Annotated in this window: 21 protein-coding genes and 1 other RNA gene; 2 read left to right on the forward strand and 20 right to left on the reverse strand. The window is 71.3% G+C overall.

What is annotated here, in order from left to right; genetic code table 11:
• Positions 1-343 precede the first annotated feature (343 nt).
• The 8 genes from ACZ61E_RS15685 to ACZ61E_RS15720 all read right to left on the reverse strand — a co-directional run bounded on the left by ACZ61E_RS15685 (position 344) and on the right by ACZ61E_RS15720 (position 9,112).
• On the reverse strand, positions 344-2,833 hold the full coding sequence (locus ACZ61E_RS15685) for a HelD family protein (protein WP_469700223.1): 2,490 nt from the start codon (positions 2,831-2,833) through the stop codon (positions 344-346).
• A 136-nt stretch (positions 2,834-2,969) separates the two neighbouring features.
• Entirely contained in the window at positions 2,970-3,854 is an 885-nt protein-coding gene (locus tag ACZ61E_RS15690; protein ID WP_469700173.1) for a zf-HC2 domain-containing protein, read from the reverse strand.
• A complete protein-coding gene (locus tag ACZ61E_RS15695) occupies positions 3,851-4,483 on the reverse strand; it encodes a sigma-70 family RNA polymerase sigma factor (protein WP_469700174.1) in 633 nt (210 codons plus the stop codon). The genes ACZ61E_RS15690 and ACZ61E_RS15695 overlap by 4 nt, the downstream gene beginning before the upstream one ends.
• Before the next feature lie 127 nt (positions 4,484-4,610).
• On the reverse strand, positions 4,611-5,213 hold the full coding sequence (locus tag ACZ61E_RS15700) for a CGNR zinc finger domain-containing protein (RefSeq protein ID WP_469700175.1): 603 nt from the start codon (positions 5,211-5,213) through the stop codon (positions 4,611-4,613).
• 161 nt (positions 5,214-5,374) lie between these two features.
• A complete protein-coding gene (locus ACZ61E_RS15705) occupies positions 5,375-5,902 on the reverse strand; it encodes a GNAT family N-acetyltransferase (protein ID WP_469700176.1) in 528 nt (175 codons plus the stop codon).
• A 79-nt stretch (positions 5,903-5,981) separates the two neighbouring features.
• Positions 5,982-7,124 (reverse strand): uroporphyrinogen-III synthase, encoded by a 1,143-nt coding sequence (locus tag ACZ61E_RS15710; RefSeq protein ID WP_469700177.1) that lies wholly within the window; start codon positions 7,122-7,124, stop codon positions 5,982-5,984.
• Between the two features lie 114 nt (positions 7,125-7,238).
• Positions 7,239-8,606, reverse strand: a complete 1,368-nt coding sequence (locus ACZ61E_RS15715) for a nitrate/nitrite transporter (protein WP_469700224.1) — start codon at positions 8,604-8,606, stop codon at positions 7,239-7,241.
• A 254-nt stretch (positions 8,607-8,860) separates the two neighbouring features.
• Positions 8,861-9,112, reverse strand: coding sequence for a hypothetical protein (locus ACZ61E_RS15720; protein WP_469700178.1), 252 nt, complete (start codon positions 9,110-9,112; stop codon positions 8,861-8,863).
• A 95-nt stretch (positions 9,113-9,207) separates the two neighbouring features.
• Between ACZ61E_RS15720 and ACZ61E_RS15725 the strand changes: the two genes are divergently transcribed.
• Entirely contained in the window at positions 9,208-10,116 is a 909-nt protein-coding gene (locus ACZ61E_RS15725) for a LysR family transcriptional regulator (protein WP_469700179.1), read from the forward strand.
• Here ACZ61E_RS15725 and ACZ61E_RS15730 read toward each other — a convergent pair.
• The 8 genes from ACZ61E_RS15730 to ftsE all read right to left on the reverse strand — a co-directional run bounded on the left by ACZ61E_RS15730 (position 10,061) and on the right by ftsE (position 18,627).
• Positions 10,061-11,362: an acyltransferase family protein gene (locus tag ACZ61E_RS15730; protein WP_469700180.1), complete on the reverse strand. Its 1,302-nt coding sequence runs from the start codon at positions 11,360-11,362 to the stop codon at positions 10,061-10,063. The genes ACZ61E_RS15725 and ACZ61E_RS15730 overlap by 56 nt on opposite strands.
• Complete coding sequence (locus ACZ61E_RS15735) at positions 11,359-13,479, reverse strand: glycosyltransferase (RefSeq protein WP_469700225.1); 2,121 nt, start codon at positions 13,477-13,479, stop codon at positions 11,359-11,361. The genes ACZ61E_RS15730 and ACZ61E_RS15735 overlap by 4 nt, the downstream gene beginning before the upstream one ends.
• A gap of 89 nt (positions 13,480-13,568) precedes the next feature.
• Positions 13,569-14,258, reverse strand: coding sequence for a hypothetical protein (locus tag ACZ61E_RS15740; RefSeq protein WP_469700181.1), 690 nt, complete (start codon positions 14,256-14,258; stop codon positions 13,569-13,571).
• Positions 14,259-14,734: 476 nt separating this feature from the next.
• Positions 14,735-15,122, reverse strand: a transfer-messenger RNA (tmRNA) gene (gene ssrA / locus ACZ61E_RS15745).
• Positions 15,123-15,219: 97 nt separating this feature from the next.
• Positions 15,220-15,705 carry an SsrA-binding protein SmpB gene (smpB, locus tag ACZ61E_RS15750; protein WP_469700182.1) on the reverse strand — a complete coding sequence of 162 codons (486 nt, stop codon included), beginning with the start codon at positions 15,703-15,705 and terminating at the stop codon, positions 15,220-15,222.
• Between the two features lie 18 nt (positions 15,706-15,723).
• Entirely contained in the window at positions 15,724-16,917 is a 1,194-nt protein-coding gene (locus ACZ61E_RS15755) for a S41 family peptidase (protein ID WP_469700183.1), read from the reverse strand.
• A 67-nt stretch (positions 16,918-16,984) separates the two neighbouring features.
• Complete coding sequence (ftsX, locus tag ACZ61E_RS15760) at positions 16,985-17,902, reverse strand: permease-like cell division protein FtsX (protein ID WP_469700184.1); 918 nt, start codon at positions 17,900-17,902, stop codon at positions 16,985-16,987.
• A 35-nt stretch (positions 17,903-17,937) separates the two neighbouring features.
• Positions 17,938-18,627, reverse strand: a complete 690-nt coding sequence (ftsE, locus tag ACZ61E_RS15765; RefSeq protein ID WP_078077079.1) for a cell division ATP-binding protein FtsE — start codon at positions 18,625-18,627, stop codon at positions 17,938-17,940.
• Between the two features lie 267 nt (positions 18,628-18,894).
• Here ftsE and ACZ61E_RS15770 point away from each other — a divergent pair, with 267 nt between their 5' ends.
• Positions 18,895-19,092 (forward strand): hypothetical protein, encoded by a 198-nt coding sequence (locus ACZ61E_RS15770; protein WP_078077078.1) that lies wholly within the window; start codon positions 18,895-18,897, stop codon positions 19,090-19,092.
• A gap of 82 nt (positions 19,093-19,174) precedes the next feature.
• On the opposite strand, the gene ACZ61E_RS15775 is transcribed toward ACZ61E_RS15770, so the two are convergent.
• The 4 genes from ACZ61E_RS15775 to ACZ61E_RS15790 all read right to left on the reverse strand — a co-directional run bounded on the left by ACZ61E_RS15775 (position 19,175) and on the right by ACZ61E_RS15790 (position 24,632).
• Positions 19,175-19,981, reverse strand: coding sequence for a hypothetical protein (locus ACZ61E_RS15775; RefSeq protein ID WP_469700185.1), 807 nt, complete (start codon positions 19,979-19,981; stop codon positions 19,175-19,177).
• A gap of 326 nt (positions 19,982-20,307) precedes the next feature.
• Positions 20,308-21,414: a peptide chain release factor 2 gene (prfB, locus tag ACZ61E_RS15780; RefSeq protein WP_469700186.1), complete on the reverse strand. Its 1,107-nt coding sequence runs from the start codon at positions 21,412-21,414 to the stop codon at positions 20,308-20,310.
• Between the two features lie 112 nt (positions 21,415-21,526).
• Positions 21,527-22,774 (reverse strand): serine/threonine-protein kinase, encoded by a 1,248-nt coding sequence (locus ACZ61E_RS15785; protein ID WP_469700187.1) that lies wholly within the window; start codon positions 22,772-22,774, stop codon positions 21,527-21,529.
• A 193-nt stretch (positions 22,775-22,967) separates the two neighbouring features.
• Positions 22,968-24,632, reverse strand: a complete 1,665-nt coding sequence (locus ACZ61E_RS15790) for a serine/threonine-protein kinase (RefSeq protein ID WP_469700188.1) — start codon at positions 24,630-24,632, stop codon at positions 22,968-22,970.
• Positions 24,633-24,833 lie beyond the last annotated feature (201 nt).

Here is a 24,833-nt window from a genome sequence, read left to right on the forward strand (position 1 = left end):
CGTCCGATGGTCGCACCTACCTGCTGGTAGGCGGTAACGGGGGTGAAGACCGGGAAAAGCGCACGCACGAGCGGGTCCGCGCCAGTTTGTGGCGCGGACCCGCTCGTGTGAAGACCTGTTCCGGCGAATCCCCGTGAACACTAAGAAGAAAAGGACGGGACCGGAGAAGAAGATGGCACCGGCCCGCCATGCTCGCCTCGCGGCAAGTGGTCGCTCGAAGCGACGAAGGTTGGGCCCGGGGGCTTGGATCGGGCCGGTGCCAACACCAGGCTAACAAACCACCCCGGAAAGTGATTCCCGTACGCGAGTTGACTTCACGCCCGGTCTCCGGGCGTTGTGCGGATCACTCCCGGAGCAGGTCGGGAATCCCCTGCTCGTCGGGGTCGTCGCGGCCCGCCGAGACGACCGTGAGCTGCTGCGTCGCACGGGTGAGGGCCACGTACAGCACCCGCAGTCCGGCCGGTGACTCGTCGGCGATCTCCGCCGGTGAGACGACCACCGTGGCGTCGTACTCCAGCCCCTTCGCCTCCAGGCTGCCGAGCGCCACGACCCGGTCACCGAGCCCCGCGAGCCAGCGCGCGGCCTGCTCCCTGCGGTTCATCGCGACGACCACGCCGATCGTGCCGTCCACACGGTCCAGGAGACGCCCGGCCTCCTGCCGTACGACCGCGGCCAGATCGCCGTCCCGTACGGCGCTGAAGCGCGGCTCGACGCCCGTGGAGCGGACGGCGGCCGGGGACTCCATGCCCGGCATCGCCAGCGCGAGCACCCTGGCGGCGAGCGCCGCGATCTCGGCCGGGTTGCGGTAGTTGACCGTGAGGGTGAAGTGGCGGCGGGGGCGGTTGCCCAGGGCCTCGTCGCGTGCCTCGGCGGCCTCGTCCGGGTCGGACCAGGACGACTGGGCGGCGTCGCCGACGACCGTCCAGGTGGCGTGCCGGCCGCGGCGGCCGACCATCCGCCACTGCATCGGGGTGAGGTCCTGCGCCTCGTCGACGATGACGTGCGCGTACTCGGTGCGCTCCGCGGCCAGCCGCTCCGCGCGCTCCCGCTGCGACTCCTCACGCTGCGGCATCAGCTCCTCAAGACCGGTGAGCTGGTCCAGCGGGTCCAGCTCGCGGCGCCTGCGCGGGCGCGACGGGGTGCCGAGGAGCTGCTCCAGCTCGTCGAGGATCGCCACGTCGTGCACGGACAGCGGTCCGGTGCCGTCGGGGCCGGCGCGCCGCAGCGAGCGGGCGACCCTCCTCGTCTCGTTCGGGTTGAGGATCCGGCGGGCCCAGCGCCCGAGGCGGCGCTCGTCGGCCATCGCGGCCAGCACCCCGCGCGGGGTGAGCTCGGGCCACCAGGCGTCCAGGAACTCGGTGAAGGCGTCCTCGGACGTCACGTCGTCGTCGAAGCCGCCGCGCAGTTCGGCGGCCAGGTCCGCGTCGCCCCTCGCGATGTGCTCCCCGGCCCGCGACTCGGCGCCGGACTTCGCCCACAGCGCGTCGAGGAGCAGCTTGCGGGCGCGCGGGCGCAGCAGGTTGACGGGGGCGGTGCCGCCGAGTGCGGACTGTCTGATGCGGTGCAGCTCGTCGGATTCCAGCTCCAGCCGGCGGCCGAGGGCGACGACCCGCAGCCGGGTGGGTGCGGCGGGGCGTCCGGCGGTCCCGGCGGGGCCGCTGCCGCCGTTGTCGTGCCGGGCCGCGCCCGGGTCGTCCTCGCCGAAGGCGAGCTGGGCGGCGGAGCGCCCCGCGGGCTGTCCGGCCGGACGGCCCCCGCGTGCGCCACGGCCGCCGCCGGGTGTCCTGTCCCCCTCCAGCGCTCCGCGGGCCGCCTTGCGCAGCACCTTCAGCATGCGCGCCGAGCCCTTGACACGGGAGACGGCGGGCTCGTCGTACGCCGTGGCCTCCGCGCCGTCCACGAGGGAGCCGACCGCGCGGATCGCGACCTGGCCCTCCTCGCCCAGGGACGGCAGCACGCCTTCGGTGTAGGCGACGAGCAGCGGGGTCGGTGAGACGACGAGGATGCCGCCCGCGTACCGCCGTCTGTCCTGGTAGAGCAGGTACGCGGCGCGGTGCAGCGCGACGGCGGTCTTGCCGGTGCCGGGGCCGCCCGAGACCTCGGTGACGGAGGCGGCGGGTGCCCGGATCACCAGGTCCTGTTCGGCCTGGATGGAGGAGACGATGTCGCGCATGGTGTGGCTGCGGGCCTGGCCGAGGGCGGCCATCAGCGCGCCGTCGCCGATGACGGGGAGCGTGGCGCCGTTCAGGGTGGCGGTCAGCTCCGGGCGCATCAGGTCGTCCTCGACGCCGAGGACCTTGCGGCCCTTGGAGCGGATGACCCGGCGCCGTACGACACGGCCGGGGTCGACGGGTGTCGAGCGGTAGAAGGGGGCGGCGGCCGGCGCGCGCCAGTCGATGACCAGCGGCGAGTAGTCGGAGTCGAGGACCCCGATGCGGCCGATGTGGAGGGTCTCGGCGATGTCGGCGGTGTCGTCGTCGCGTACGGCGTCGTCGGCGGGCTCGACGGAGGTGTACGCGCCGTCCGGGCCCTTCTTGCCGTCCTTGCCGGGGAGCAGGTCGACCCGTCCGAAGAGGAAGTCCTCGAACTCGTTGTTGAGCCGGTTGAGGTGGATCCCGGCCCGGAAGACCTGGGCGTCGCGTTCGGCGAGCGCGCCGGGGGTGCCGACCTGGCCGCGTTTGGCGGCGTCGTTCATCAGGAACTCCGCCTCGTCGATCTTCTCTTCGAGGCGGCGGTAGACCTGGTCGAGATGTTCCTGCTCGACGGCGATCTCGCGGGCGCGGACGGAGTCGGTGCCCGGGGGGTTCCCCGTCGGGCCGGCGGGGTGGCTTATGGCGTCGTTTCCCTTGTCGCGTACGGGATCGACAACCGATCCAGCGGATTCAACAGCGGCATCCTGCGCGGCCACCGAGGCCCCCTTCTGACGTGCACTGGGCAGCCGTCAACCGTACGCGAAGGGGGCGGGTATGTCAGGCCTCGACCTCCACCAGACGTTTGCCGTCGAATGTCCGGACCTCGAAGTGGTCGATGTCCTCCAGGTCCATGGCGGAGCCGCCGTGCACGTAGAGCGGGTTCTTCGCCACGTCGTGGGTGCTCTCCGGGATGCCGTATCCCCACTTCGGCACGGCCCACGAGGTGACGATCTCCTCCTCGCCGGTCTTGGACACGGCGATCAGGCTGCACTTGAGCGGGCCCTTGACGTTCTTCAGCTCCAGGGCCGCGTGGGTCCCCCAGCCCTTGCGCTCCATGCCGACGGTCGCGCTGACCCTGGTGACCGGGTCCGTCGCCCGGACCTTCTCCGGCATGTGCTCCATGAAGGCGTCCTCGGCGGGACTGGTGGGGTGCGGGTCGGCGGCCTGGTTGCTCGTGCCACTGCCGTCGGATGTGGTGACGACCGCGACGGCGGGTCCGCCGATGACCAGTGCCGCCGCGGCGGCGACGAGATACATGGAGCGGCGCCTGCGCCTGGCGCGCTTGACGGCGACCTCGTCGACGAGCCGATCGAGGAGCCGGGGGCTGGGCTGCACGGTGACCGCGGGCGCCGGTGGCGGCGCGGGCGCCGCGCCGCGCCCGAACGGGGAGGCGGCGTCGCCGGACGCGGCCGACCCGGCGAAGGGGTCGGACCGGCCGAAGGGCGAGGACTGCCCGAACGGGTCCGGGTTGTCCGCCAGCATGGCCAGCATCGGCTCCATTCCGGCGAACTCCTCCAGATGGAGCGCGCAGATGTGGCAGCCTGCCAGGTGCGCCTCGAAGGCGGTGGCGTCGGCCTCGTCCAGGATGCCGAGCGCGTACGCCGCCGCCGCGTCGTGCGCGGTCGTGCCGTCGCCCTGCCCTGACTGCTCGTACGTGGTCATGCCGAGACCCCCCTCTCCTCCAGCGCGAGCTTCATGGAACGCAGTGCGTAGAACACACGCGACCGCACGGTCCCACTGGGTATGCCGAGCGTCTCGGCGGCCTCGTTGACCGTGCGTCCCTTGAAGTACGTCTCCACCAGGACTTCCCGGTGGGCGGGGGTCAAATCATCGAGGGCATCGCTGAGCGTCATCAACCACAACGCCTTGTCGATCTCGTCCTCCGCGGGCATGACCTCCAGCGGCGACGGGTCGACCTCCTGCGGCCGGGCCTGCCGGCTGCGGTGACCGTCGATGACGATGCGCCGGGCGACCGTCACCAGCCAGGGTCGGACAGAGCCGGTGGCCCGGTTGAGCTGACCGGCGTTCTTCCAGGCACGGATGAGCGTCTCCTGCACGACGTCCTCGGCCCGCTGGCGGTCGCCCGCGACGAGGCGCAGGACGTAGGCGAGCAGGGGACCGGCGTGTTCCCGGTAGAGGGCGCGCATCAACTCCTCGTCGGGAACGGCGGTGTTGGTGCGCTGTGCCTCGCTCCGGTGCCGGGCCCGGTGAGGTCGGTCGTCGGCCACGGCCGCATCCTTGCGCACCTGAACCTCCCGGGTCGAGACCTTGAGATGGCTGCTTGTTCCCATCACAGGTGACTTACGGAACGGTGGGGAGATCTGCTCAACGCGGCGGCGGAAATGTTTCAAGATCTTCCGCGGGCGCGGGCAGTGGCGTCCCGGGAGAGCCGGCCGGCGCGGGCCGCCGGCCGGTGGGTCAGGTGGAGGGGAGCGCCGCGCGGCGGCGGTGCCTGGCGACCCTTTCCCTGTTGCCGCACACCTCGCTGGAGCACCAGCGGCGGCGGCGTCCGCGCGAGGTGTCCAGGTACACCCGGCGGCAGCTGTCGCCCTCGCACTGCCGCAGGCGTGCCCGGGCGACGGGGTCGGTCAGCAGGTCCACGGTGTCCCTGGCCACGGCCGCGAGCAGCGCGCCGCACTCGGGTTCGTCGCTCAGCGCGCGGACGAGGCCGCCGCCGGGTTCACGGACGGCCCTGATGCCGGGCGGGGCCCCGGCGGCGATCGTGTTGACGCGCTCCAGCGCCGCCGCCGCGTACCGTCCGTCGATCTCCGCGCGTACCAACTGGCCTACGCAGTCGCGCAGTTCGGCGAAGCGCCGGACCCATGCGGTGTCGACGCCGGTGAGCGGGGTACCCGCGGGTACGAGACCGGAGCCGGTGAGCCAGCGGCCGAGCAGCCCGGCGCCGTCGGTCCGTGGCTGTTCGCCGTAGCCCTTCGGGGGCGGTTCCCCGGTGGCGACCAGGTCCAGGCAGAGGCGCCCGGAGTCGAATCGCCACTCGTACGAGCCCACGCCCGTAGTCATGCGCCTGTCACCGCCTCGGTCACCGTCATGCCGCGTACTTCCCAGAGTGCATGCCCCGGAACGCGCCGGGAACCCCTCGGGGGACCACTCACTTGAACCGCGTGCCACGAATTCACCGGACCGGCGCGGAACCCGGACACCGGGAACACCGTCTTCACCCTTTACGGCGCGGTGTTGGGCGGACCGTCGTGCAGGATCCGCTGGAACAGCTCGTGGTCGCGCCAGGCGCCGTCGATGTGCAGATAGCGCGGCGCCGTCCCTATGTGCGCGAACCCGCATTTGCGCAGGACGCGCAGCGAGGCGGTGTTGGACGGCATGGTGCTCGCCTCCAGGCGGTGCAGCCCCAGATCCTCCAGCGCGGCCCGGCCGACCTCCTCGACCGCGCGGGTGGCCAGTCCCCGTCCGGTGTACTCGGCGTCGATCCAGTAGCCGAGGCCGGCGCTGCGGAACGGCCCGAGGACGAGGGTGGAGAGGGTGGCCTGGCCCACGACGCGCCGCCCGTCGACGAAGTGCCAGCGCAGCGCGGACGGGTCGGCCAGCAGATGGGCCTGCGCCTCCGGGGTGAAGTAGTCGGCGGTGCGGTTCGGGGACCAGGGACCCATGTGGTCCCTGTTGCGGAGAAGCGCCTCGGCGAGAGGGCCGGCGTCTTCCGCTCGCGCGGGCCGGAACGGAAGGGAGTCGTAGACCATCCGATTAAAATAGACGTCTCGGTTCCGGTTCGGGTACCCAAATGCCCACCGTGATCGACGGACGGTCACTTCGCGCTGTTCAGGGGCTCCCGTACTTCGTGCCCGCCGCCGGGTCCAGCGCCAGCCGGTAGCCGCGCTTGACGACCGTCTGGATCAGCTCCGAGGCGCCGAGGGCCGTACGGAGCCGGGCCATGGCCGTCTCGACGGCGTGCTCGTCGCTGCCCGCCCCGGGCAGGGCCCGCAGCAGGTCGGCGCGCGAGACCACCCAGCCGGGCCGTCTGGCGAGCGCGGTCACCAGCGCCATCCCGGCGGGCGGTACGGCTCTCAACTCGCCGTCCAGCAGCACCGCGTGGCCCCGGATCTCGAAGCGGCGGCCGGCGACCGTCAACGTGCGGGTGCGGCCGGGGAGTTCGAGACAGAGCACCTGGACGAGCGGGCCGAGACGGAAGCGTTCGGGCTGGACGGTGTCGATGCCGTGCTCCTGGAGGGGCAGGGCGGTGACGGGGCCCACGCAGACGGCGAGCACGTCGTGGTGGAGGGCCCCGACCAGCTCGGCCAGCAGACCCCGCTCGTTGGCCCGGGAGAGCAGTGAGGCGGCGGCGGGCGCGCTGGTGAAGGTGACGGCGTCCAGGGTGCGCGCGACGGTCGCGTCGATGAGCCGGTCCACGGGTGCGATGTCCTCGGGCGGCATCCAGCGGTAGACGGGGACGACGACGACCTCGGCGCCCCCGGCCCGCAGCGCCTCCACGAAGCCGGGCAGCGGCTCCCCGTGCAGCTGGAGCGCGACGCGGCGCCCCTCGACACCCTCGGTCAGCAGCCGGTCCAGCACCTCGGCCATGGACTCGGAGTCCGGCGACCACTCCTCGGTCAGTCCGGCGGCGCGGATCGCGCCCTTCACCTTCGGCCCGCGCGCCAGCAGTTCGGTACCGCGCAGACAGTCGAGCAGATTCCGGCCGTGGCCCCAGCCCTCGGCCGCCTCGATCCAGCCGCGGAAGCCGATCGCCGTGGTCGCGATCACCACATGAGGCGGGTTGTCGATCAACTCCTTGGTCGCCGCGAGGAGTTCGGCGTCGTCGGAGACCGGCACGATACGCAGGGCGGGAGCGTGCACGACGGCGGCGCCGCGCCGCGTGAGCAGCGCCCCCAGTTCGTCGGCGCGCCGGGCGGCGGTGACCCCGACCGTGAATCCGGCGAGTGGGCCGTGCTGCTGCTGATCGGACATGGTCCTCGTCCCGCTCTCTCGTCCGTACGGCTCCGGTGGCGGAGCCGGGCGCTTCGTGGAGCAGGCCCCGCCGAGCCCGCCCGCGCCCGGGGCGGGCCCCGTACGGAGCCGGGCTCATACCTCCGCGTAACCGAGCCGGTGGCTCGCGTCGGCCCCGGCCCCCGTCTCCGCCTCCGTCGCCGGCCGGGGCGCCCGCTTCCGAAGGTATACCGCCCAGGTGAGCGCCGAGCACACGGCGTAGAAGCCGAGGAAGGCGACGAACGCGGCGGTGCCCGTGCCCGCCTCCTGCTGGAAGGACTGCCGGAAGGCGAGATTGACCCCGAGCCCGCCGAGCGCGCCGACGGCCCCGATCAGTCCCATGGAGGCGCCGGAGAGCCGGCGCCCGTACCGGGCGGCGTCCTCCCCCGTCATCCCCCGGGCCAGGGCCCTCGTCTGGAAGATGCCGGGGATCATCTTGTACGTCGAGCCGTTGCCCAGGCCGCTGAGCAGGAACAGCGCGGTGAAGCCGACGAGGAAGACGGGCAGCGAGCCGGTCACCGAGGCGAGGATCACCACGACGGTGGCCGCCGCCATCCCCCCGAAGTTCCACAGCGTGATGCGGGCGCCGCCGTGCCGGTCGGCGAGCCTGCCGCCCAGGGGCCGTATCAGCGAGCCCAGCAGCGGGCCGGCGAACGTCAGCGACGCGGCCTCCAGGGGGGTGCGCCCGAACTGGGTCTGGAGCACCAGGCCGAAGGCGAAGCTGTAGCCGATGAAGGAGCCGAACGTCCCGATGTACAGCACCGACATGATCCAGGTGTGCCGGTCGCGCACGGCCTCCTTCGCCGCCCCGGTGTCGTTCCTCACCGGCGCGAGGTTGTCCATGAACAGCGCGGCGCAGACGGCGGCGACGACGATGAGCGGCAGGTAGACCCCGAGCACGATCCGGGGGTGCGTGGCGCCCGCCGTCCCGATCACCAGCAGTCCCACGAGCTGCACGACCGGTACGCCGATGTTCCCGCCGCCCGCGTTGAGGCCGAGCGCCCAGCCCTTCTCGCGCAGCGGGAAGAAGGAGTTGATGTTGGTCATGGACGAGGCGAAGTTGCCGCCGCCGAGCCCGGTGAGCGCGGCGACGGCCATGAAGGTGGTGTACGACGTCCCCGGCTCCATCACCGCGTAGGCGGCGCCGGTCGGCAGGAGCAGCAGCAGGGCGCTGACGACGGTCCAGTTGCGGCCGCCGAAGCGGGCGACGGCGAAGGTGTACGGGACCCGCACGAGGGCGCCGACGAAGGTGGCGGTGCCGATGAGGAAGAACTTCCCGGCCGGGTCGATCCCGTACTCGGGCCCCATGAACAGGACCATCACGGACCAGAGGGTCCAGACGGAGAACCCGATGTGCTCGGAGAGTACGGAGAAGAACAGATTGCGCCGGGCGGTCCGGCGTCCCGTCCGCTCCCAGAAGCCGGCGTCCTCGGGATCCCAGTGCTCGATCCATCGCCCCCGCACGGCGCCGGGTGCCGGATCGTCGGTCGTCGGGCCAGTCATCGCGCCTCCACTGACGGTGCTGTTGCGTGACCCCCGACAGTAGGGAAGGCGCGTTTCACCCGCGTACCCCGAGATGACCGGGGCGCAACCTCGGCCTCACCGGCGGGCGGGCGGGGCTGTGAGACGCCGTCCCCTCCGTCGTACGGACGCGCCGGGCACGTCCCGCCGGGTAGGGGCGGGCGTACCGGCCGCCTCCCGCACCGCCGCGCGCCCTCTCACGGGCCCGCGTGGCACTCCGCCCGCGGCGCGTACGTGACACTGCCGGCGCCCACCACCAGCCTCGGCACGCCGCCCCCGCACGGCTCCAGCCAGACCCGTACCCGTCCGCAGGCGCAGCGCGTGTAGACGACCGTCCCCTCGGTGACCGGGTGGCGTGACGCCTCCTGGAGCGGGGTCTCGACGGGCCAGCCGCAGTCGGCGCAGACGGCGATGTCGTCGGGACGGATTCCTGTCGGATCGGCTTCCATACGGCCAGGGTCCGTCCTCGGACCGTGCGCGTCCATCGCATCTTTCGGGACGGAACCATGCCGAAACAGCGTACGGATGGCGCACGATGGGGAGCGTGATCAATCTGCGCCTCCTCCGGACGCTGCGCGTCATGAACGCGCAGGGCACCGTCGCGGCCACCGCCCGCGCCCTGAACCTCTCGCCGTCCGCCGTCTCCCAGCAGCTGCGCCAGCTCTCCCGCGAGGTCGGCGCCGAGCTGTGGGAGCCGGACGGACGGCGGATCCGCCTCACCACGGCGGGCTGTGTCCTGCTGCACCACGCGGACCTGCTCAGCGCCCAGTGGGAACGGGCCAGGGCGGACCTCGCCGAGCACGGGGGCGACTCGTACCGGACGCTGCGCATCGGCGGTTTCGCGACCAGCATCGGTCCGCTCCTCGCGCCCACCGCCCAGCAGTTGCGCGACGCGTCGCCGTCGACGCGTACGACCGTCTCGGACACGGACACCCGCCACTGCTACGAGCAACTGCTGGCCGGAAAGCTGGACATCGCCGTCCTCACCCCGCTGCCCGGCAGCCCCACCATGGACGATCCCCGCTTCGACCAGCATCCGCTGATGGACGACTATCTGGACCTCGTCGTCCCGGCCCGGCACCCGCTGGCCGGCCGTGAGCGCGTCGAGCTGTGCGAGACGGCCGACGACGACTGGATATCGCCGCACCACGACCAGAGACGCCTGATCGAAGCGCTCTGCGCCGCCTCCGGGTTCGCCCCGCGGATGGTCCACCACGCCGACGAGTGGCCGGCGGTGCTCTCGCTGATCGGCCACGGCCTCGGTATCTGCCTGGTGCCGCGGCTGGTCCCCCTCACCAGCAGTCCGGAGCTGGTGAGGCTCTGCGTCGCCGGTGACCCGCCGCCCTTCCGGCGGGTCCTGACCTGCGTACGGGCCGGCAGCGGTAGCCGGTCGACGATCAGCGACGGTCTGGCGAGCCTGCGCGCTCGGGCGGCGCTGAGCCCCTGGACGTAGGCCCTGTCCCCTCGGGCCCGCCCGAGCCGTTCGGCCAGAGTCGCGGCCGCCGCTTGGCCGCGACGTCCTCGACCCACCCGAAGGCCAGGATCGCGACCGCCAGCAGCGGCCAGACCAGCACCAGCGTCAACGCCGGGTAGGCGGCGTCCAGTTGGTCCCCGTACCGCCACAGGCCGGGGATCTCCCAGAGCTGGTCGATGATCGGCACGGTCGCCATGATCAGCAGGTTGTGCCAGAGATAGATCGTCACGGCGCGGTTGTTGGCGAGGGTGATCGTGGAGTCGAACTGCGCCAGCCTCCCCGGCAGTTGCCGCCACGACGGCGAGTACTGGAGCAGGATCGCGCAGAACCCGAGCGACCAGGTCGCCTGGGCCAGCGGGATCTCGTCCAGGTTCCAGCCCTCGTCGGTCAGATGTCCCGACGCCCACCAGATCCCGAAGGCCATGACGAACGCCGCGAGCGAGACGGTGATGTAGCGCGGCACCTGTTTGAACATGCCGTCGTTGTGCGCGAAGCCGAGGATCCAGCACGCGCCGTAGACCGCGAAGTCCGTCAGCGCGCGCCCCGCCTCGCCGGGGATCTCCACCAGACCGGTGCCGATGACGGCGGTCAGCGCGAGCGGTGCCAGCAGCGTCACCCACGGCACCCGGCGGAAGGCCCACAGCAGCAGGGGCGACGCCAGCACGAACCAGAGGTACGCGCGGATGTACCAGAGCGGCCCGGCCGCCTGGTCCGCCCACGACTGGTCGAGCCAGCCGCCCGCCGACCCGCTCTCCCAGGGATACGGCGGCGCCCCCACCGGGAACAGGTAGTTGGCCAGCTTGAGGAACCACCACAGCCCCTCCTCCCTGACCGGCCGCCAGCCCATCGCGAACATCACCGGCACGACGACCAGCGCGAACGCCCACATCGGCGGCAGCAGCCGCCGCATCCGGCCGCGGATGACACCCAGCGAGGGCCGGTTCAGCGAACGCGCCATCAGCGAGCCCGCCAGCGCGAACATCACGCCCATGGAGGGGAAGAGGATCGTCAGCCAGGCCCAGCCGAAGACGTGGTAGACCACCACCCGCCCCAGCGCGATCGCGCGCAGCAGGTCGAGATAGCGGTCCCGGCCGGACGGGCGCGCCCCGCCCTCCGCGGGCGCCGCCGCCGGCCGCACATCACCCCGCGCCCGGTGTCTGGCGCGCGGAAGGCCTCCGGTGCCCCCGGCGGCCACTGCCCCGGTGTCAACAGGACCGCCGCTCATGCCACCGGCCTCCGAACGTCCTCGCGCCGCCGGCCCGTCGTGGCCCCCGGCGCCTCCACGGCGCCCGTGCGCCGCAGCTTCTGCCAGCGGAGCCGGCCGCCGGTGAGGGCGGTGATCCAGGACTGGAGCAGTACGACGTACATGAGCTGCCGGTAGAGGATCTGCTGAAGCGGCAGCGAGATGAGATGGATCATGCGTTCACCGTCGAGCCGGAAGGCGTAGGCGGCGCAGACCGCCTGAACGGCCAGCACGCCCAGCCACGCGATCACGGTGTTCCTGGTGGGGCCGAAGACCAGCCCGTACAGGAGGAACACGTCGATGAGCGGCGCGAGCAGCGGGAACAGCACCATGAACAGCGAGACCAGCGGCAGTCCGACCCGGCCGAAGCGGCCCGAGGGACCGCGCTCGATCACCGCGCGGCGGTGCTTCCAGATCGCCTGCATCGTGCCGTAGCTCCAGCGGTAGCGCTGGGACCACAACTGCTGCACGGACTCCGGCGCCTCGGTCCAGGCGCGGGCGCGCTCCGCGTACACGACCCGCCAGCCGTCGCGGTGCATCGCCATGGTGATGTCGGTGTCCTCGGCGAGGGTGTCCTCGCTCATCCCGCCGACCCGCTCCAGGGCCTGGCGGCGGAAGGCGCCGACCGCGCCGGGGATGGTGGGCATGCAGCGCAGCACGTCGTACATGCGGCGGTCCAGGTTGAAGCCCATCACGTACTCGATGTGCTGCCAGGCGCCGATGAGGGTGTCGCGGTTGCCGACCTTGGCGTTGCCCGCGACGGCCCCGACCCTCGGGTCGCCGAACGGCTGGACCAGTTCCCGCACGGTGGACGGCTCGAAGACGGTGTCGCCGTCCATCATCACGACGATGTCGTGACTGGCGTGCGCGATGCCGTTGTTGAGCGCGGCGGGCTTGCCGCCGTTGACCTGCCGTACGACATGGACGCCGGGCAGCCACATCGCCTCGACGATGTCCGCCGTGCCGTCCGTCGAGCCGTCGTCGATGACGATGACCTCGATGGGATGGTCGCTCTCCATCAGGGAGCGGACCGTGTTGGCTATGCACTCGCGTTCGTTGTACGCGGGCACCAGCACCGTCACCGGTTCGGTGACCGGCTCGCCCCAGCGGAAGCCGCGCCGCCGCACCTTGCGCGCGTGCGCGAAGGAGAGCACCAGCATCAGCCCGAACCGCCCGATGACCAGCACACCGATCGCGGCGAGCCCCGCCACCAGTACGGCGGTGGTGCCCTCCGAGACGGCGACGGCCCCGACGAACGCCTTGCCCTTGAGCAGTTCGACCCCGGAGACGGGCGTATGGGCGCTCGGGGCGCCCAGCGCCTCGGTGAGATTGGCGAAGTCGTAACCGCGCTCCTGCATGCTCGGCAGGAAGCGGCCCAGCGCGGTGACGGTCTGCGAGCGGTCGCCGCCGGAGTCGTGCATCAGCACGATGGAGCCGCTGGTGCCCTTCGGTGTGGCCCGCTCGATGATCTCCTCGACACCGGGGCGCTTCCAGTCCTCGCTGTCGGTGTTGTTGAGCACGGTGATGTAGCCGAGGCTGCCGATGTACTCGGTGACCGGCCAGGACTTGTCGTCCATCGCGTCGGCGAAGGAGGAGTACGGCGGCCGGAACAGCGAGGTGCGGATACCGGCCGCGCCCGCCAGCACGAGCTGGTTCTGAGTCAGCTCCCAGTCGATGCGGGACTTGGTCTGGTACGCGAGGTCCGGGTGGTTGAAGGTGTGCAGGCCGATCTCATGGCCCTCGTCGACCATCCGTCGCACCAGGTCCGGATGGCGCGAGGCCATCGTGCCGGTGACGAAGAAGACCGCGTGAGCGTCGTACTCCCTGAGCTTGTCGAGGACCTTGGGCGTCCACTCGGGGTCCGGTCCGTCGTCGAAGGTGAGCACGAGCTTCTGGTCGGGGACCTTCAGCGCCCTGGGCGTGGTCGTCCCGCGTGCGTCTATGACCGGGCCGCCCTTGAGGATCCGGTCCGGCACCTGGTCGGTGGCGGCCGGGGGGCGTACGCGGTGGTCCGCCAGGATCTCGCTGTGCACGTAGCCGCGCAGCATCAGCATGGCGAGCAGGGCGACGAGCAGCAGCGAAGGGAGCAGATAGCGCATGGGCAGCCGCCGTCCGGCGACGCGCCCCCGCTTCTGCCTGTGCTGGCCGTGCCGCCGGGACGGGGCCCGTCTGCCGGAGGAGGTCATGTCTACTGTGCGCCTTCCGCGACTGCCTGCTGTCCGTCCTGCACGACGGGCGGATCGACGGGCGGGGAGTTCGACGAGGTGGGGTCCGTACCGGGTTCCGGGCCCGGATCGACCGGTCCTCCCGGGTCGGACTCACCGGGATCGGGTCCGGGGTCGGGCTCGCCGGCTCCGGGAGCGGCGTCACCGGGGTCCGGCTTCGCATCGGACTTCCCGGGCTTCGGGTCGGCGTCCGGCTTGCCGGAGGCCGAGGCGGACGGGTCGGCGTCGTCCCTGGCGCCGGCGCTCTCGCCGGGCGCGGACGGTGTGCCGGAGACGGAGTCCGCCGGGCTGGGGTCGAGGTCGTCTGCGCCCGGTGTGGCCACCACGGTGGGCAGATCCGTCGGGGGCGGCTGTATCTCGACCTTGCCGGAGTCGCGCTTGTCGCTGACGCCGGGTATCTGGAGCCAGGGGGCGCTGGAGCTGCCGCCGACCAGGGCCGCGACCAGGGCGACGGCGTAGCAGGCGCTGGCTATCGCCAGCACCCAGCCGAGCCGCCTGAGCTTCTTGCTCCGGCGGCCGCTGGCGTCGACGAAGACGGGGCCATCGGCGCTGTCCGCGGCACGCGCCGGGGATATGCCGGTGGTCTCGGTGGTGGGGCCGGGCAGCTCGGAGAGCTGCCGCCCCAGACCGTCGAGCTCGACGGTGACGTCCATCGGCTCATGCGTGTGCCCTTTTCGGGCATCTTCTTGCCAATTGTCCACTGCTCTGCGCACATCCCCCACAAGATCACTGGGTGCGTGCATGAAAAATGGCCAGAATACGGCCGTCGGCCGGGCCCCCACCCGGACCGAGCGCCCCCCACCCACTTGCACCCGGACCCAGAATGTAGCGCACGGCGACCACACGCGTGCTCCTGCTTCACCAGTTGATATGCATCTGTACGACTTCGCTGCCGAAGGACCGATCTTGACGCAAAGATTCCGGCCATGCGGTCTGTTCTCATCGAGCGGCCCCGCGGCCCTGAACTGCCCTTGTTCCAGGGCGTGGTGATCCGCGCGAGCGGCAGCCGGCGGGGCAGTGGCCGACCCCGTGCGGTACCGCACCGGGGCGCTGTGTCCGACATCACGGCGCCGGACGCACGGCGAAGGCCCCGCTGCCGGGGCAGCGGGGCCTTCGCCTCACATGGGAACTGTGGAGATGGCGGGAATCGAACCCGCGTCCAACGGTGCGGAACCAGGGCTTCTCCGAGTGCAGTTCGCTACGTTTTTACTCGGCCCCGGAGGTCACGCGAACAAGCCTCCGACAGGCCCAGTCACTGTTTGATTTCCCACCGTGTCCCGTGACCGGACGCGGTGGTTTAGTTCCCTAGTTGATGCCAGGATCCGGGTCGGGAACACCCCCGGGCTGACACTCCACGGAGTCTTCGCTAGCTGCTAATTAGGCAGCGAGGGCGAAGGTGGAGGAATCGCGCTTGGAATTGGCGATTATTGTTTGCGACATATGGTTAACGAGATCATTGCCGCTTCCTCGACTCGCTTCCCCTGCCTCGACATCCGCTGTCGAAACCGATCATCCCCATGTTGATTTTTCAAACGCCGTCCCTGCTCTGCGGGACATGAGCCATCGTACGTGACCGACGCGGGCCGCGGCCACCTTATTCCGCCCGCCGGGCGATCAGGCGCGCTGGCGCCGTCGTGCCGCCGAGACCGCGCGCTCCGTCTCCCGCCGGTCCTGCTTCTCACGGAGGGTCTGGCGCTTGTCGTACTCCTTCTTGCCCTTCGCCAGCGCGATCTCGATCTTGGCCCGGCCGCCCTTGAAGTAGAGGGCCAGCGGCACGATCGTGTGACCGGACTCGTTCGACTTCTGCTCCAGCTTGTCGATCTCGATCCGGTGCATCAGCAGCTTGCGCTTGCGCCGTGCCGAGTGGTTGGTCCAGGTGCCCTGGGTGTACTCGGGCACGTGCACGTTGTGCAGCCACGCCTCGTGGTCGTCGATCTGTACGAAGCCGTCCGCCAGGGAGGCGCGCCCCTGGCGCAGCGACTTGACCTCGGTACCCGTCAGCACGAGACCGCACTCGTAGGTGTCGAGAATGAGGTAGTCGTGCCGCGCCTTCTTGTTCTGCGCGATCAGCTTGCGCCCTGTGTCCTTTTCCTTTGCCATAGTGCGTTCATTTTCGCACTACGACCCGCCTCCGAGGCCACTCAATACCGTGCGGGCCCGCTCCTGGGCGCGTTCGGCCACGACCAGGTCGGGCGTGATGCCCTTGTCGTCGACCTTGTGACCGGCCGGTGTGCGGTAGTGCCCGACCGTCAGCTCGGCCACCGAACCGTCCGGCAGCCGGCTCGGCATCTGCACCGAACCCTTGCCGAAGGTGGGTGAACCCACCGTGATCGCCCGGCCACGGTCCTGAAGGGCGCCGGTGACCAGCTCGGCGGCGCTCATCGTGCCGCCGTCGACGAGCGCGACCACCGGCCGCTCGGTGTCACCGCCCGGGTCCGCGTACAGGGACCGCTGCTCGCCCTGTATGTCGTAGGTGGCGACCAGGCCGCCGTCGAGGAAGGCGGAGGCCGCCTGGACGGCTTCGGTGATCAGCCCGCCCGCGTTCCCCCGGAGGTCGAGGAGGACGCCGGTGCCCGGGGGCGCCTCCAGCACGGCGTCCCTGATCTGCTTGCCGCTGCCCTTGGTGAAGGCGGCCACCTTGATCACGAGCGCGCCGTCGGCACCGGTGCCGAGCGTGACGGCGTCCGTACTGAGACTGGCCCGGCGCAGGGTCTCGCTCCACTCGCGTCCGTCGCGCGCCAGGCCGAGGATCACGGTGGTGCCCGCGGAGGCGTCCTCGGACCCGCCCGTGCCCCGGTCCCCGCCGTCGCCGCGCAGCAGCGCGACCACCTCGGTCACGGGCCGCCGGCCGACCGGTTCGCCGTCGATCGTACGGAGGACGTCCCCGGCCCTGATCCCGGCCAGCGCCGCGGGGCCGCCGGGCTGGACCTTGCTCGCGGCGATCCGGCCGTCCGCCAGCCGCTTGGCCGAGAGGCCCACCCCGGTGTACTTGCCGTCGAGGGCCTGCTCGAACTCCTCGTACTCACCCTTGTCGTACACGGCGCCCCAGCGGTCGCCGCTGCGGCTGACGACGTCCTCGGCGGCCTCGGTGGCGGACTTCCCGTCGGCCATGGCCTCGGCCGCGGCTCTCGCGACCTCGTCCCTGTCGGCCGTCGAGGCGACGGAGCGGGTGCTTATGCGGGCGGCTTCCTCGTCGGCGCGAGGCAGCGAGTCGGTGGCCGCGGCGGTGACCAGCACGCTCGCGAAGAGGAGCGTCAGGGCCGCCCCGCGGTGGAAACCGTGGGGCCTGAGGCGATTTTCGGGGCCCGGCATGGCGCCGAGTCTAGGACAACCCCCGGCGCCGCAGAGCGGCTTGGCGAGACGACGCCAGGGGCCATTGTCACACCTTGAGGTACTTGCGCAACGCGACGGAAGCGGCAACGGCCGGCATCAGCAGGCCGATCACCAGCACCAGCGGAAGGACGGCCAGCACCGCGTCCCACCCGATGAAGTTGACCAGTTGCATCTTGTCGGCGAGCGCGAGTCCGCCGTCGATCAGGAAGTAACGCCCGGCGAGCAGCAGTACACAGGCGACGACGCCGCCGATCAGTCCGGCGAACGCGGCCTCCATGATGAACGGCATCTGGATGTAGAAGCTCGACGCTCCCACCAGCCGCATGATGCCGGTCTCCCGCCGTCTGCTGAACGCGGACACCCGGACGGTGTTCACGATCAGCATCAGGGCGATGACAAGCATCAGCGCCATCACCCCGAGCGCGGCGACGTTCATGCCCTGCATCAGATTGAAGAGGTTCTCCAGGATGTTGCGCTGGTCCGCGACGGACTGCACACCGTCCCGGCCCTCGAAGGCGGTCGCCACCACCTTGTACTTCTCCGGGTCCTTGAGCTTGACGCGGAACGACTCCTGCATCTGGTCCGGGGTGATCATCCCGGCGATGGGCGTCTCGCCGTACTGCTCGCGGTAGTGCTTGTACGCCTCGTCGGCCGTCTCGTGGTAGACCTCGTCGACGATGTCCATCTTGTCGAGGTCCGTCTCGATGGTCTTCCGCTGATCCGCGGTGACCGGGCCCTTCTCGCACTTCTCGGTGGTCTCGGCGTCACCCTTGTTGCACAGGAAGATCGAGACGTTGACCTTGTCGTACCAGAAGTCCTTCATCACGCTGACCTGCTCGCGCATGAGCAGTGCGCCGCCGAACAGCGCGAGCGAGAGGGCTACGGAAATGATGACGGCGAACGTCATCGTCAGATTTCGGCGGAGACCGACGCCGATCTCCGACAGGACGAACTGGGCGCGCATGGCGTCCTTTCAGCTTTCGATGCTCTTCGCGTTGCTCAGTGCTGGTAGCCGTAGACGCCTCGCGCCTGGTCTCGCACGAGACGGCCCTTTTCGAGCTCGATGACACGCTTGCGCATCTGGTCGACGATGTTCTGGTCGTGCGTCGCCATCACGACAGTCGTGCCGGTGCGGTTGATGCGGTCCAGCAGCTTCATGATGCCGACGGAGGTCTGCGGGTCCAGGTTGCCCGTCGGCTCGTCCGCGATCAGCAGCATGGGGCGGTTGACGAAGGCCCGCGCGATCGCGACCCGCTGCTGCTCACCGCCGGAGAGCTCGCCGGGCATCCGGTCCTCCTTGCCGCCGAGTCCGACGAGATCGAGGACCTGGGGGACGGATTTACGGGTCTCGCCACGGGACTTGCCGATGACCTCCTGCGCGAAGGCGACGTTCTGCGCGACGGTCTTGTTCGGCAGCAGGCGGAAGTCCTGGAAGACCGTGCCGAGTTGGCGGCGCATGCTCGGCACCTTCCAGTTCGACAGGCGCGCGAGGTCCTTGCCGAGGACGTGCACCATGCCGTGGCTGGCGCGCTCCTCACGGAGGACGAGCCGCAGGAAGGTCGACTTGCCGGAGCCCGAGGAGCCCACCAGGAAGACGAATTCCCCCTTCTCGATGTCGAGGGAGACATCGCGCAGGGCGGGGCGGTTCTGCTTCGGATAGGTCTTGGAGACGTTGTCGAATCGGATCACGGGTGCACCACGTCGGCCGGGAGTAGGTGAGCGAGACCTTACGCGAACCGGCACGGGCCGCGCAGTCGGCCGCCGGGGTTGGTCCGGGCATGGGCGAATTATCACGGCTGACGGGTGGCCGCCACCGGGGACGGACCGGGCGCAATCCGACGGGGCGCGCCGAATCCGGCCGGAGCTGGCACAGTGGTACGGGGAACGGTCGCGTTTCCCGGAGCGTTGGGCGCAGAGAGTGACCGCGGCTCCGCGGGAGCGGGAGGAGGAGAGCGCATGACCTTTGATCGGCTGGTGTGCGCCAACTGCGCGGGACCGGTCAGCGAGGGCCGGTGCCATGTCTGCCGTGCGAACAGGCAGCGTCTGGAGCAGGAGGGCCCGCTCGGCGGCCTGAGCCCGGTGGCGCTGCTGACCCTGCTGGTGGTGCTGATCGCGGCGGTGGCACTGGTGGCGGTGGGGCACCAGACGGCCTGAGCCGTCCCTGAGGACATGGAAGGGCCCGGACACCGTGGGGTGTCCGGGCCCTTCCGTGCGTACGGGACGCCCGGGCGGATGCTCAGGCGGCCGTGGCGCGGCTGCCGACCAGACGCGGGAGCATCCGGAAGCCGATGCCACCGGCGATCATGGTCGCGGCACCGATGATCAGGAAGGTGGTCTCGGCGGCGCCGGTCTCCGCCAGCTCCTCCTTGGCCTCGCCCTGCTCGACCGGCTGCGAACCGGCGTTGTCGGTGTCGGTACCGCCCGTGGTACCGGCGGTGGCGCCGGCGTCCGCGCCACCGGTCTGGCCCTCGTCGGTGCCACCGCTCTGGCCCTCGGCGGCGCCTTCGGAGGTGCTGCCTTCGCTGGCACCCTCGGAGGTGCCCTCGCTGGTGCCTTCCGAGGTGCCCTCGGACGTACCCTCGCTGGTGCCCTCCGAGGTGCCCTCGGACGTACCTTCCGAAGTGCCCTCGCTGGTCCCCTCGGAGGTGCCCTCGGACGTACCCTCGCTCGTGCCCTCCGAAGTGCCCTCGGACGTACCTTCCGAAGTGCCCTCGCTGGTCCCCTCGGAGGTGCCCTCCGACGTACCCTCGCTGGTGCCCTCCGAAGTGCCCTCGGACGTACCTTCCGAAGTGCCCTCGCTGGTCCCCTCGGAGGTGCCCTCCGTGGTGCCGACGATGGTGTTGCCGCCGTCGGAACCCGACGTGGCGCCGACGATGGTGTTGCCCTCGCCCTCGCCCTCGACGGCCACGGAGGCCTTCAGGCCACCGACGTTGACATCGATGCCGACGGCCGAAGCGGCGCCCGCGGCGGTCAGCGAAGCACCAGCTGCGATCACCGCGCCGGCGGCTATCCGCGCTACGCGGATCCGCGTCTTCTTGGTCATGTGCTTGCTACCCCCAGTAGCTAATCGTGAGTGGTGCAGCGGTCCGGGGCCGGCCGGTTGGGGGTCCGTGCGTGCGGGCCCCCCGAATCACACGCGCCCCGGAAATACGCATGCCGCGCGTCACGATTCCGAGTTTTCGCATGAGCGTCAAGGTCGTTGCGCGCACGTTGCCCGGTTATCGAGCCAGTTGTCCGGCGAGCGAGGGGTAACTGTGACATAAACGGGAACTGCCGCCTCCGCGGCGGCAGTTCCCTTGTCGACAAAGCGAGTCCCTTGCGGGGGTCGCCGGTTGGGCTCTGACCTCGGCCGGAACCCCCGCGGGACGCCTACCGTTCCTGCTGCTTGCGCCAGCGGATGCCGGCCTCCAGGAAGCCGTCGATCTCGCCGTCGAGCACACCCTGCGGGTTGCCCACCTCGAACTCCGTACGGAGGTCCTTGACCATCTGGTACGGATGCAGGACGTACGAACGCATCTGGTTGCCCCAGGAGTTGCCGCCGTCACCCTTGAGGGCGTCCATCTTGGCCTGCTCCTCCTGGCGGCGGCGTTCGAGCAGCTTCGCCTGGAGGACGTTCATGGCGCTCGCCTTGTTCTGGATCTGCGAGCGCTCGTTCTGGCAGGAGACGACGATGCCGGTGGGGATGTGCGTGATCCGGACCGCGGAGTCCGTGGTGTTGACGCCCTGACCGCCGGGGCCCGACGCGCGGTAGACGTCCACGCGCAGCTCGGTCTCGTCGATCTCGACGTGGTCGCTGGACTCGACGACGGGCAGCACCTCGACGCCCGCGAACGACGTCTGGCGGCGGCCCTGGTTGTCGAACGGCGAGATACGGACCAGCCGGTGGGTGCCCTGCTCGACGGAGAGCGTGCCGTAGGCGTACGGCGCCTTGACGACGAAGGTGGTCGACTTGATGCCGGCCTCCTCCGCGTACGACGTCTCGTAGACCTCGGTCGGGTAGTCGTGGCGCTCGGCCCAGCGGATGTACATGCGCTGGAGCTGCTCGGCGAAGTCCGCCGCGTCGACGCCGCCGGCCTCGGCCCGGATGTTGACGAGCGCCTGTCGCTCGTCGTACTCACCGGACAGGAGGGTGCGGACCTCCATCTCGTCGAGGGCCTTCTTCACCGAGGCGAGCTCGGACTCGGCCTCGGTGCGGGCGTCGGCGTCGCCCTCGCTCTCGGCGAGCTCGAAGAGCACCTCGACGTCGTCGATCCGGCTCCGGAGCGCCTGCGTCTTGCGCAGCTCCGCCTGGAGGTGCGAGAGCTTGCTCGTGATCTTCTGTGCCGCCTCGGGATCGTCCCAGAGGGAAGGGGCTGCCGCCTGGTCCTCCAGGACGGCGATCTCGGCCCTCATCTTGTCGAGGTCGAGGACGGCCTCGATCGACCCCATGGTCGAGGAGAGGGACTTCAGCTCTTCGGATACATCGACGACTGCCACGCACCCAGCCTAACGGCTGACGGCCCGAACCCCGCCGCCGATCCCCGGGGGACCGTTCGTCCTCGAACACCTGCCGGGGCGCGCGGCGTCCCCGACCGGCGGCGGGCGGGGCCTACGGGGCGGGGGACGCCGTCGGTGCCGGGCCGGCGGGGGGCGGCTCCGCGCCCTCGCTGCTCGTCGCCAGCCAGCCCCCGACGCCGAGGACGGCGACCAGCAGGACGGCCGTCACGCCCAGCGTGATACGCCGCTTGCGCACGGCCTCCGCCTTGTGCCGGGCCGAACCCGGCCTGCGCTGGCCGGCCGCGCGCGGCGCCCTGGCCGTGCCGCGGGCGCCGCCCGCCAGCTCGTCCGGGGCCGGGACGCGCATGCTCGTGTGGGTGTCACGGTTGGAGTCCGGCGCCGCTCCCGGAACGAGCGGGACGGCGCCCCGGCGCCGCGGCTGCTCCTCGGCCGGGGCCCGCGCGGTGTCCGCGTCGTACGCCCCCTCCTCCTCGGCCGGTTCGGCGTCGGGCTCGTCCACCTCCAGTGAGGGGATGCCGGCGAGCTGCGGAAGCTGCTCGCGCAGGCGCGCGGCCAGCTCGGAGGCGCGCAGCCGGGAGGCCGGGGCCTTGGCCAGGCACTGGACGAGGAGCTGCCACAGTTCGTCGGGGATACCGGGCAGCGGCACGACGGTCTCGGTGACATGGCGGCGCAGGACGGCTCCGGGGTGGCCGCCGCCGAAGGGCGTGAAGCCCGCGAGGAGCTCGTACAGGACCGTGGCGAGCGCGTAGATGTCGACGGCGGCGCGCGGCGGCAGGCCCTCGACGATCTCGGGCGCCAGATAGTCCGGGGTGCCGATGATCCTGGTCGCCTTCGTACGGCGGGGTGTGTCGATCAGCTTGGCGACGCCGAAGTCGGTGAGCAGCGCCGGGTGCGCGCCGCCGGGGCCGATCGACCCTTCCATGTCGAGCAGGATGTTCTCCGGCTTGACGTCGCGGTGGACGACTCCGGCGGCGTGCGCGGCGGCGAGGCCGTCGGCGACATCGGCGACGACGGCGACCGCGGCCTCGGGTGCGAGCCGGCGCTCGCGGTCGAGGCGGGTGCGCAGGTCGGTGCCGCGCACCAGCTCCATCACGAGTGCCAGGTCGTTGCCGTCCACGACGAGGTCGCGGACGGCGACCACCCGCGGGTGGTCGAGTCCGAGCAGCGCGGTGCGCTCCCGGACGAAGCGGCCCACCAGTTCCTGGTCGGAGGCGAGGTCCTCGCGCAGCAGCTTGATCGCGACGGGGCCCTCGGGGCCCTCGCCGAGCCACACCGTGCCGGCGCTGCCCCGCCCCAGGATCTGATGGGCGGTGTACCGGCTGCCGATATTCCGTGCCAAGACTGCTCCCTCAGCGGCTGGCTTTGCCCATCAAAGTACGCGGGTATCGGGGTGTTGAGTGCCCGGTACCGCGTCAACGTTCACTTCTGCGGGGGAATTGGTCCCGCGGGTATCGACAAAGCGACAGAAGCGCCGGAACGGCTCCGGTACCGGTGGGAGCCACCACCGGTACCGGCCGCCGGCGTCGGTGGTGTCAGTTGGAGCCGGAGTCCGAACCGCCGGACCCGGCGTCCGAACCGCCGAGGTCCTTGACCCAGCCCGACACCGTGTCGACGGTGTCGGTGATCGCGTTCCAGTAGCTCTTGCCCTCGCCGATCCAGTCCTGGAGCGGCGTCAGTTCCCAGACGAGCCAGCCGGCCACGAAGAGCAGGACCAGCGTGAACAGGCAGCCCTTGAGGCAGCCGAGACCGGGGATGCGCATCGGGTTGGCGCTGCGCTGACGGGGCTGGCGCGGAGCGGGCGGCTGGGGCGCCAGCCGCTGGGGCGGGGAGTACCGCTGTTGCTGCTGCGGAGGCGGCGCGGGGCGCTGCCGCTGGGGCGGGCGGGACTGCTGGGGCGGGTACGGCTGCGGGGCGCGCTGCGGCTGGTGCTGCTGGGGCGGCGGGCCCTGGCGCTGGCCGCCCTGGCCCTGGGGCCGCTGGGGCCGGCGCCTGAGCGGGTCCTGGCTCGGGTCCAGGTACTGGACCTGGGTCTGTTCGTTGCGGTCGCGCGCCGCCCTGAGCTGGTTCTGCCAGGGGTGCGGGTCCTCGGGGCCGGTTCCGGCGCCGGGAGCGCCCGGTCCGCCGGGTCCGACCGGCATGACCGACGTGGGGTCGGAGGCGCCGGGCGCGTTCGGGGGGTTCGTCGGCAGAACGCTGGTCGCGGCGGCGGGGTCGTACGATCCCGCGTTGCTCGGCAGCACCTGGGTCGGGTCGGCGGCGCCGGGCTCGCCGGGCACCGTCGTGGGCGACGGGTCGGGCGCCAGCAGGGCCGCCACGCCCATCGCCGCGTTGACCTGGGCGGATGTCGAGTGCACACCGATACCGGAGGCGACGGTGCGCAGGGCGCGGGCGAGATTGACCGCGCTCGGCCGCTCGTCGGGCTCCTTACGGAGGCAGCGCTCGATGACCGTCCACAGCGGATCGGGGACGGTGGAGGGGCGCCGGGGCTCCTCGCTGAGGTGCCGGTGGAGCACTTCGAGCGCCGAACCGCCCGCGAACGGCGGACGGCCGGTGACCAGCTCGTACAGCAGGATGCCCGCGCCGTAGATGTCGACCGCGGAGGTCTGCGGGCGGCCCTCGGCGGACTCCGGCGCGACGTACGCGGGCGTGCCCACGAACTCGTGCGTCCGGGTCAGCCCCGGGGAGTCGGCGAGCCGGGCGATGCCGAAGTCGGTCAGCATCGGATGCAGCTGGTCGCCGTCGTCCTTCAGCAGGACGTTGGCGGGCTTCAGGTCGCGGTGCACGACGCCGTCGGCGTGGCTCGCGGCCAGCGCGTCGGCGATCTGGGCCGTGAGCAGCGAGGCGGCGACCGGGCTGAAGGGGCCGTTCTGCCGCAGGTAGTGGTGGAGGTCCGGGCCCTGGACCAGGTCCATGACGAGGGCCAGGAGATCACCCTCGACGACCAGGTCCCGGGTCCGCACGATGTTGGCGTGGGTCAGCCGGAGCAGGACGGAGCGCTCCCGGAGGAAGCGCATCACCACGTCCGCGTCGTTCGCCAGCTCCTCCTTGAGGACCTTGATCGCGACGGTCTCACCGGGCTGCCCGGCCACGGCCGCCTCGGCGCCGGCGGTCTCCCGCTGACGGGCGCGCCAGACGGTGCCCGTGGCGCCGCGCCCGATGGGCTCCTCCAGGAGGTACTTGCTGCCTACCGGCCGCACGTCATGCGCTCCCTGCTGCTGGTGGTCCTTGCATGGCCCCGGGCCCACCCGGGTGTCCGACCCACTTTAAAGGCCGCGGGTGGGTTCCGGTCGCGGTCATGTTCGAGAGGAAGACGCGAGCCTCCTGCCGATGGTTGCGCATCAGGTGTACCCGCGCGGCCCACGGATGATCCCAACCGGTTCCCAACCATGCACTTTTGC

This window comes from Streptomyces sp. NPDC104581, from assembly GCF_055583685.1.

What these genes read in the sequence shown, in the direction of transcription:
- ACZ61E_RS15690 (WP_469700173.1), bottom strand. Translation starts at nt 3,854, where the DNA reads ATGACCACGTACGAGCAGTCAGGGCAGGGCGACGGCACGACCGCGCAC.
- ACZ61E_RS15695 (WP_469700174.1), bottom strand. Translation starts at nt 4,483, where the DNA reads ATGGGAACAAGCAGCCATCTCAAGGTCTCGACCCGGGAGGTTCAGGTG.
- ACZ61E_RS15700 (WP_469700175.1), bottom strand. Translation starts at nt 5,213, where the DNA reads ATGACTACGGGCGTGGGCTCGTACGAGTGGCGATTCGACTCCGGGCGC.
- ACZ61E_RS15705 (WP_469700176.1), bottom strand. Translation starts at nt 5,902, where the DNA reads ATGGTCTACGACTCCCTTCCGTTCCGGCCCGCGCGAGCGGAAGACGCC.
- ACZ61E_RS15710 (WP_469700177.1), bottom strand. Translation starts at nt 7,124, where the DNA reads ATGTCCGATCAGCAGCAGCACGGCCCACTCGCCGGATTCACGGTCGGG.
- ACZ61E_RS15720 (WP_469700178.1), bottom strand. Translation starts at nt 9,112, where the DNA reads ATGGAAGCCGATCCGACAGGAATCCGTCCCGACGACATCGCCGTCTGC.
- ACZ61E_RS15730 (WP_469700180.1), bottom strand. Translation starts at nt 11,362, where the DNA reads ATGAGCGGCGGTCCTGTTGACACCGGGGCAGTGGCCGCCGGGGGCACC.
- ACZ61E_RS15735 (WP_469700225.1), bottom strand. Translation starts at nt 13,479, where the DNA reads ATGCGCTATCTGCTCCCTTCGCTGCTGCTCGTCGCCCTGCTCGCCATG.
- ACZ61E_RS15740 (WP_469700181.1), bottom strand. Translation starts at nt 14,258, where the DNA reads ATGGACGTCACCGTCGAGCTCGACGGTCTGGGGCGGCAGCTCTCCGAG.
- smpB (WP_469700182.1), bottom strand. Translation starts at nt 15,705, where the DNA reads ATGGCAAAGGAAAAGGACACAGGGCGCAAGCTGATCGCGCAGAACAAG.
- ACZ61E_RS15755 (WP_469700183.1), bottom strand. Translation starts at nt 16,917, where the DNA reads ATGCCGGGCCCCGAAAATCGCCTCAGGCCCCACGGTTTCCACCGCGGG.
- ftsX (WP_469700184.1), bottom strand. Translation starts at nt 17,902, where the DNA reads ATGCGCGCCCAGTTCGTCCTGTCGGAGATCGGCGTCGGTCTCCGCCGA.
- ACZ61E_RS15770 (WP_078077078.1), top strand. Translation starts at nt 18,895, where the DNA reads ATGACCTTTGATCGGCTGGTGTGCGCCAACTGCGCGGGACCGGTCAGC.
- ACZ61E_RS15775 (WP_469700185.1), bottom strand. Translation starts at nt 19,981, where the DNA reads ATGACCAAGAAGACGCGGATCCGCGTAGCGCGGATAGCCGCCGGCGCG.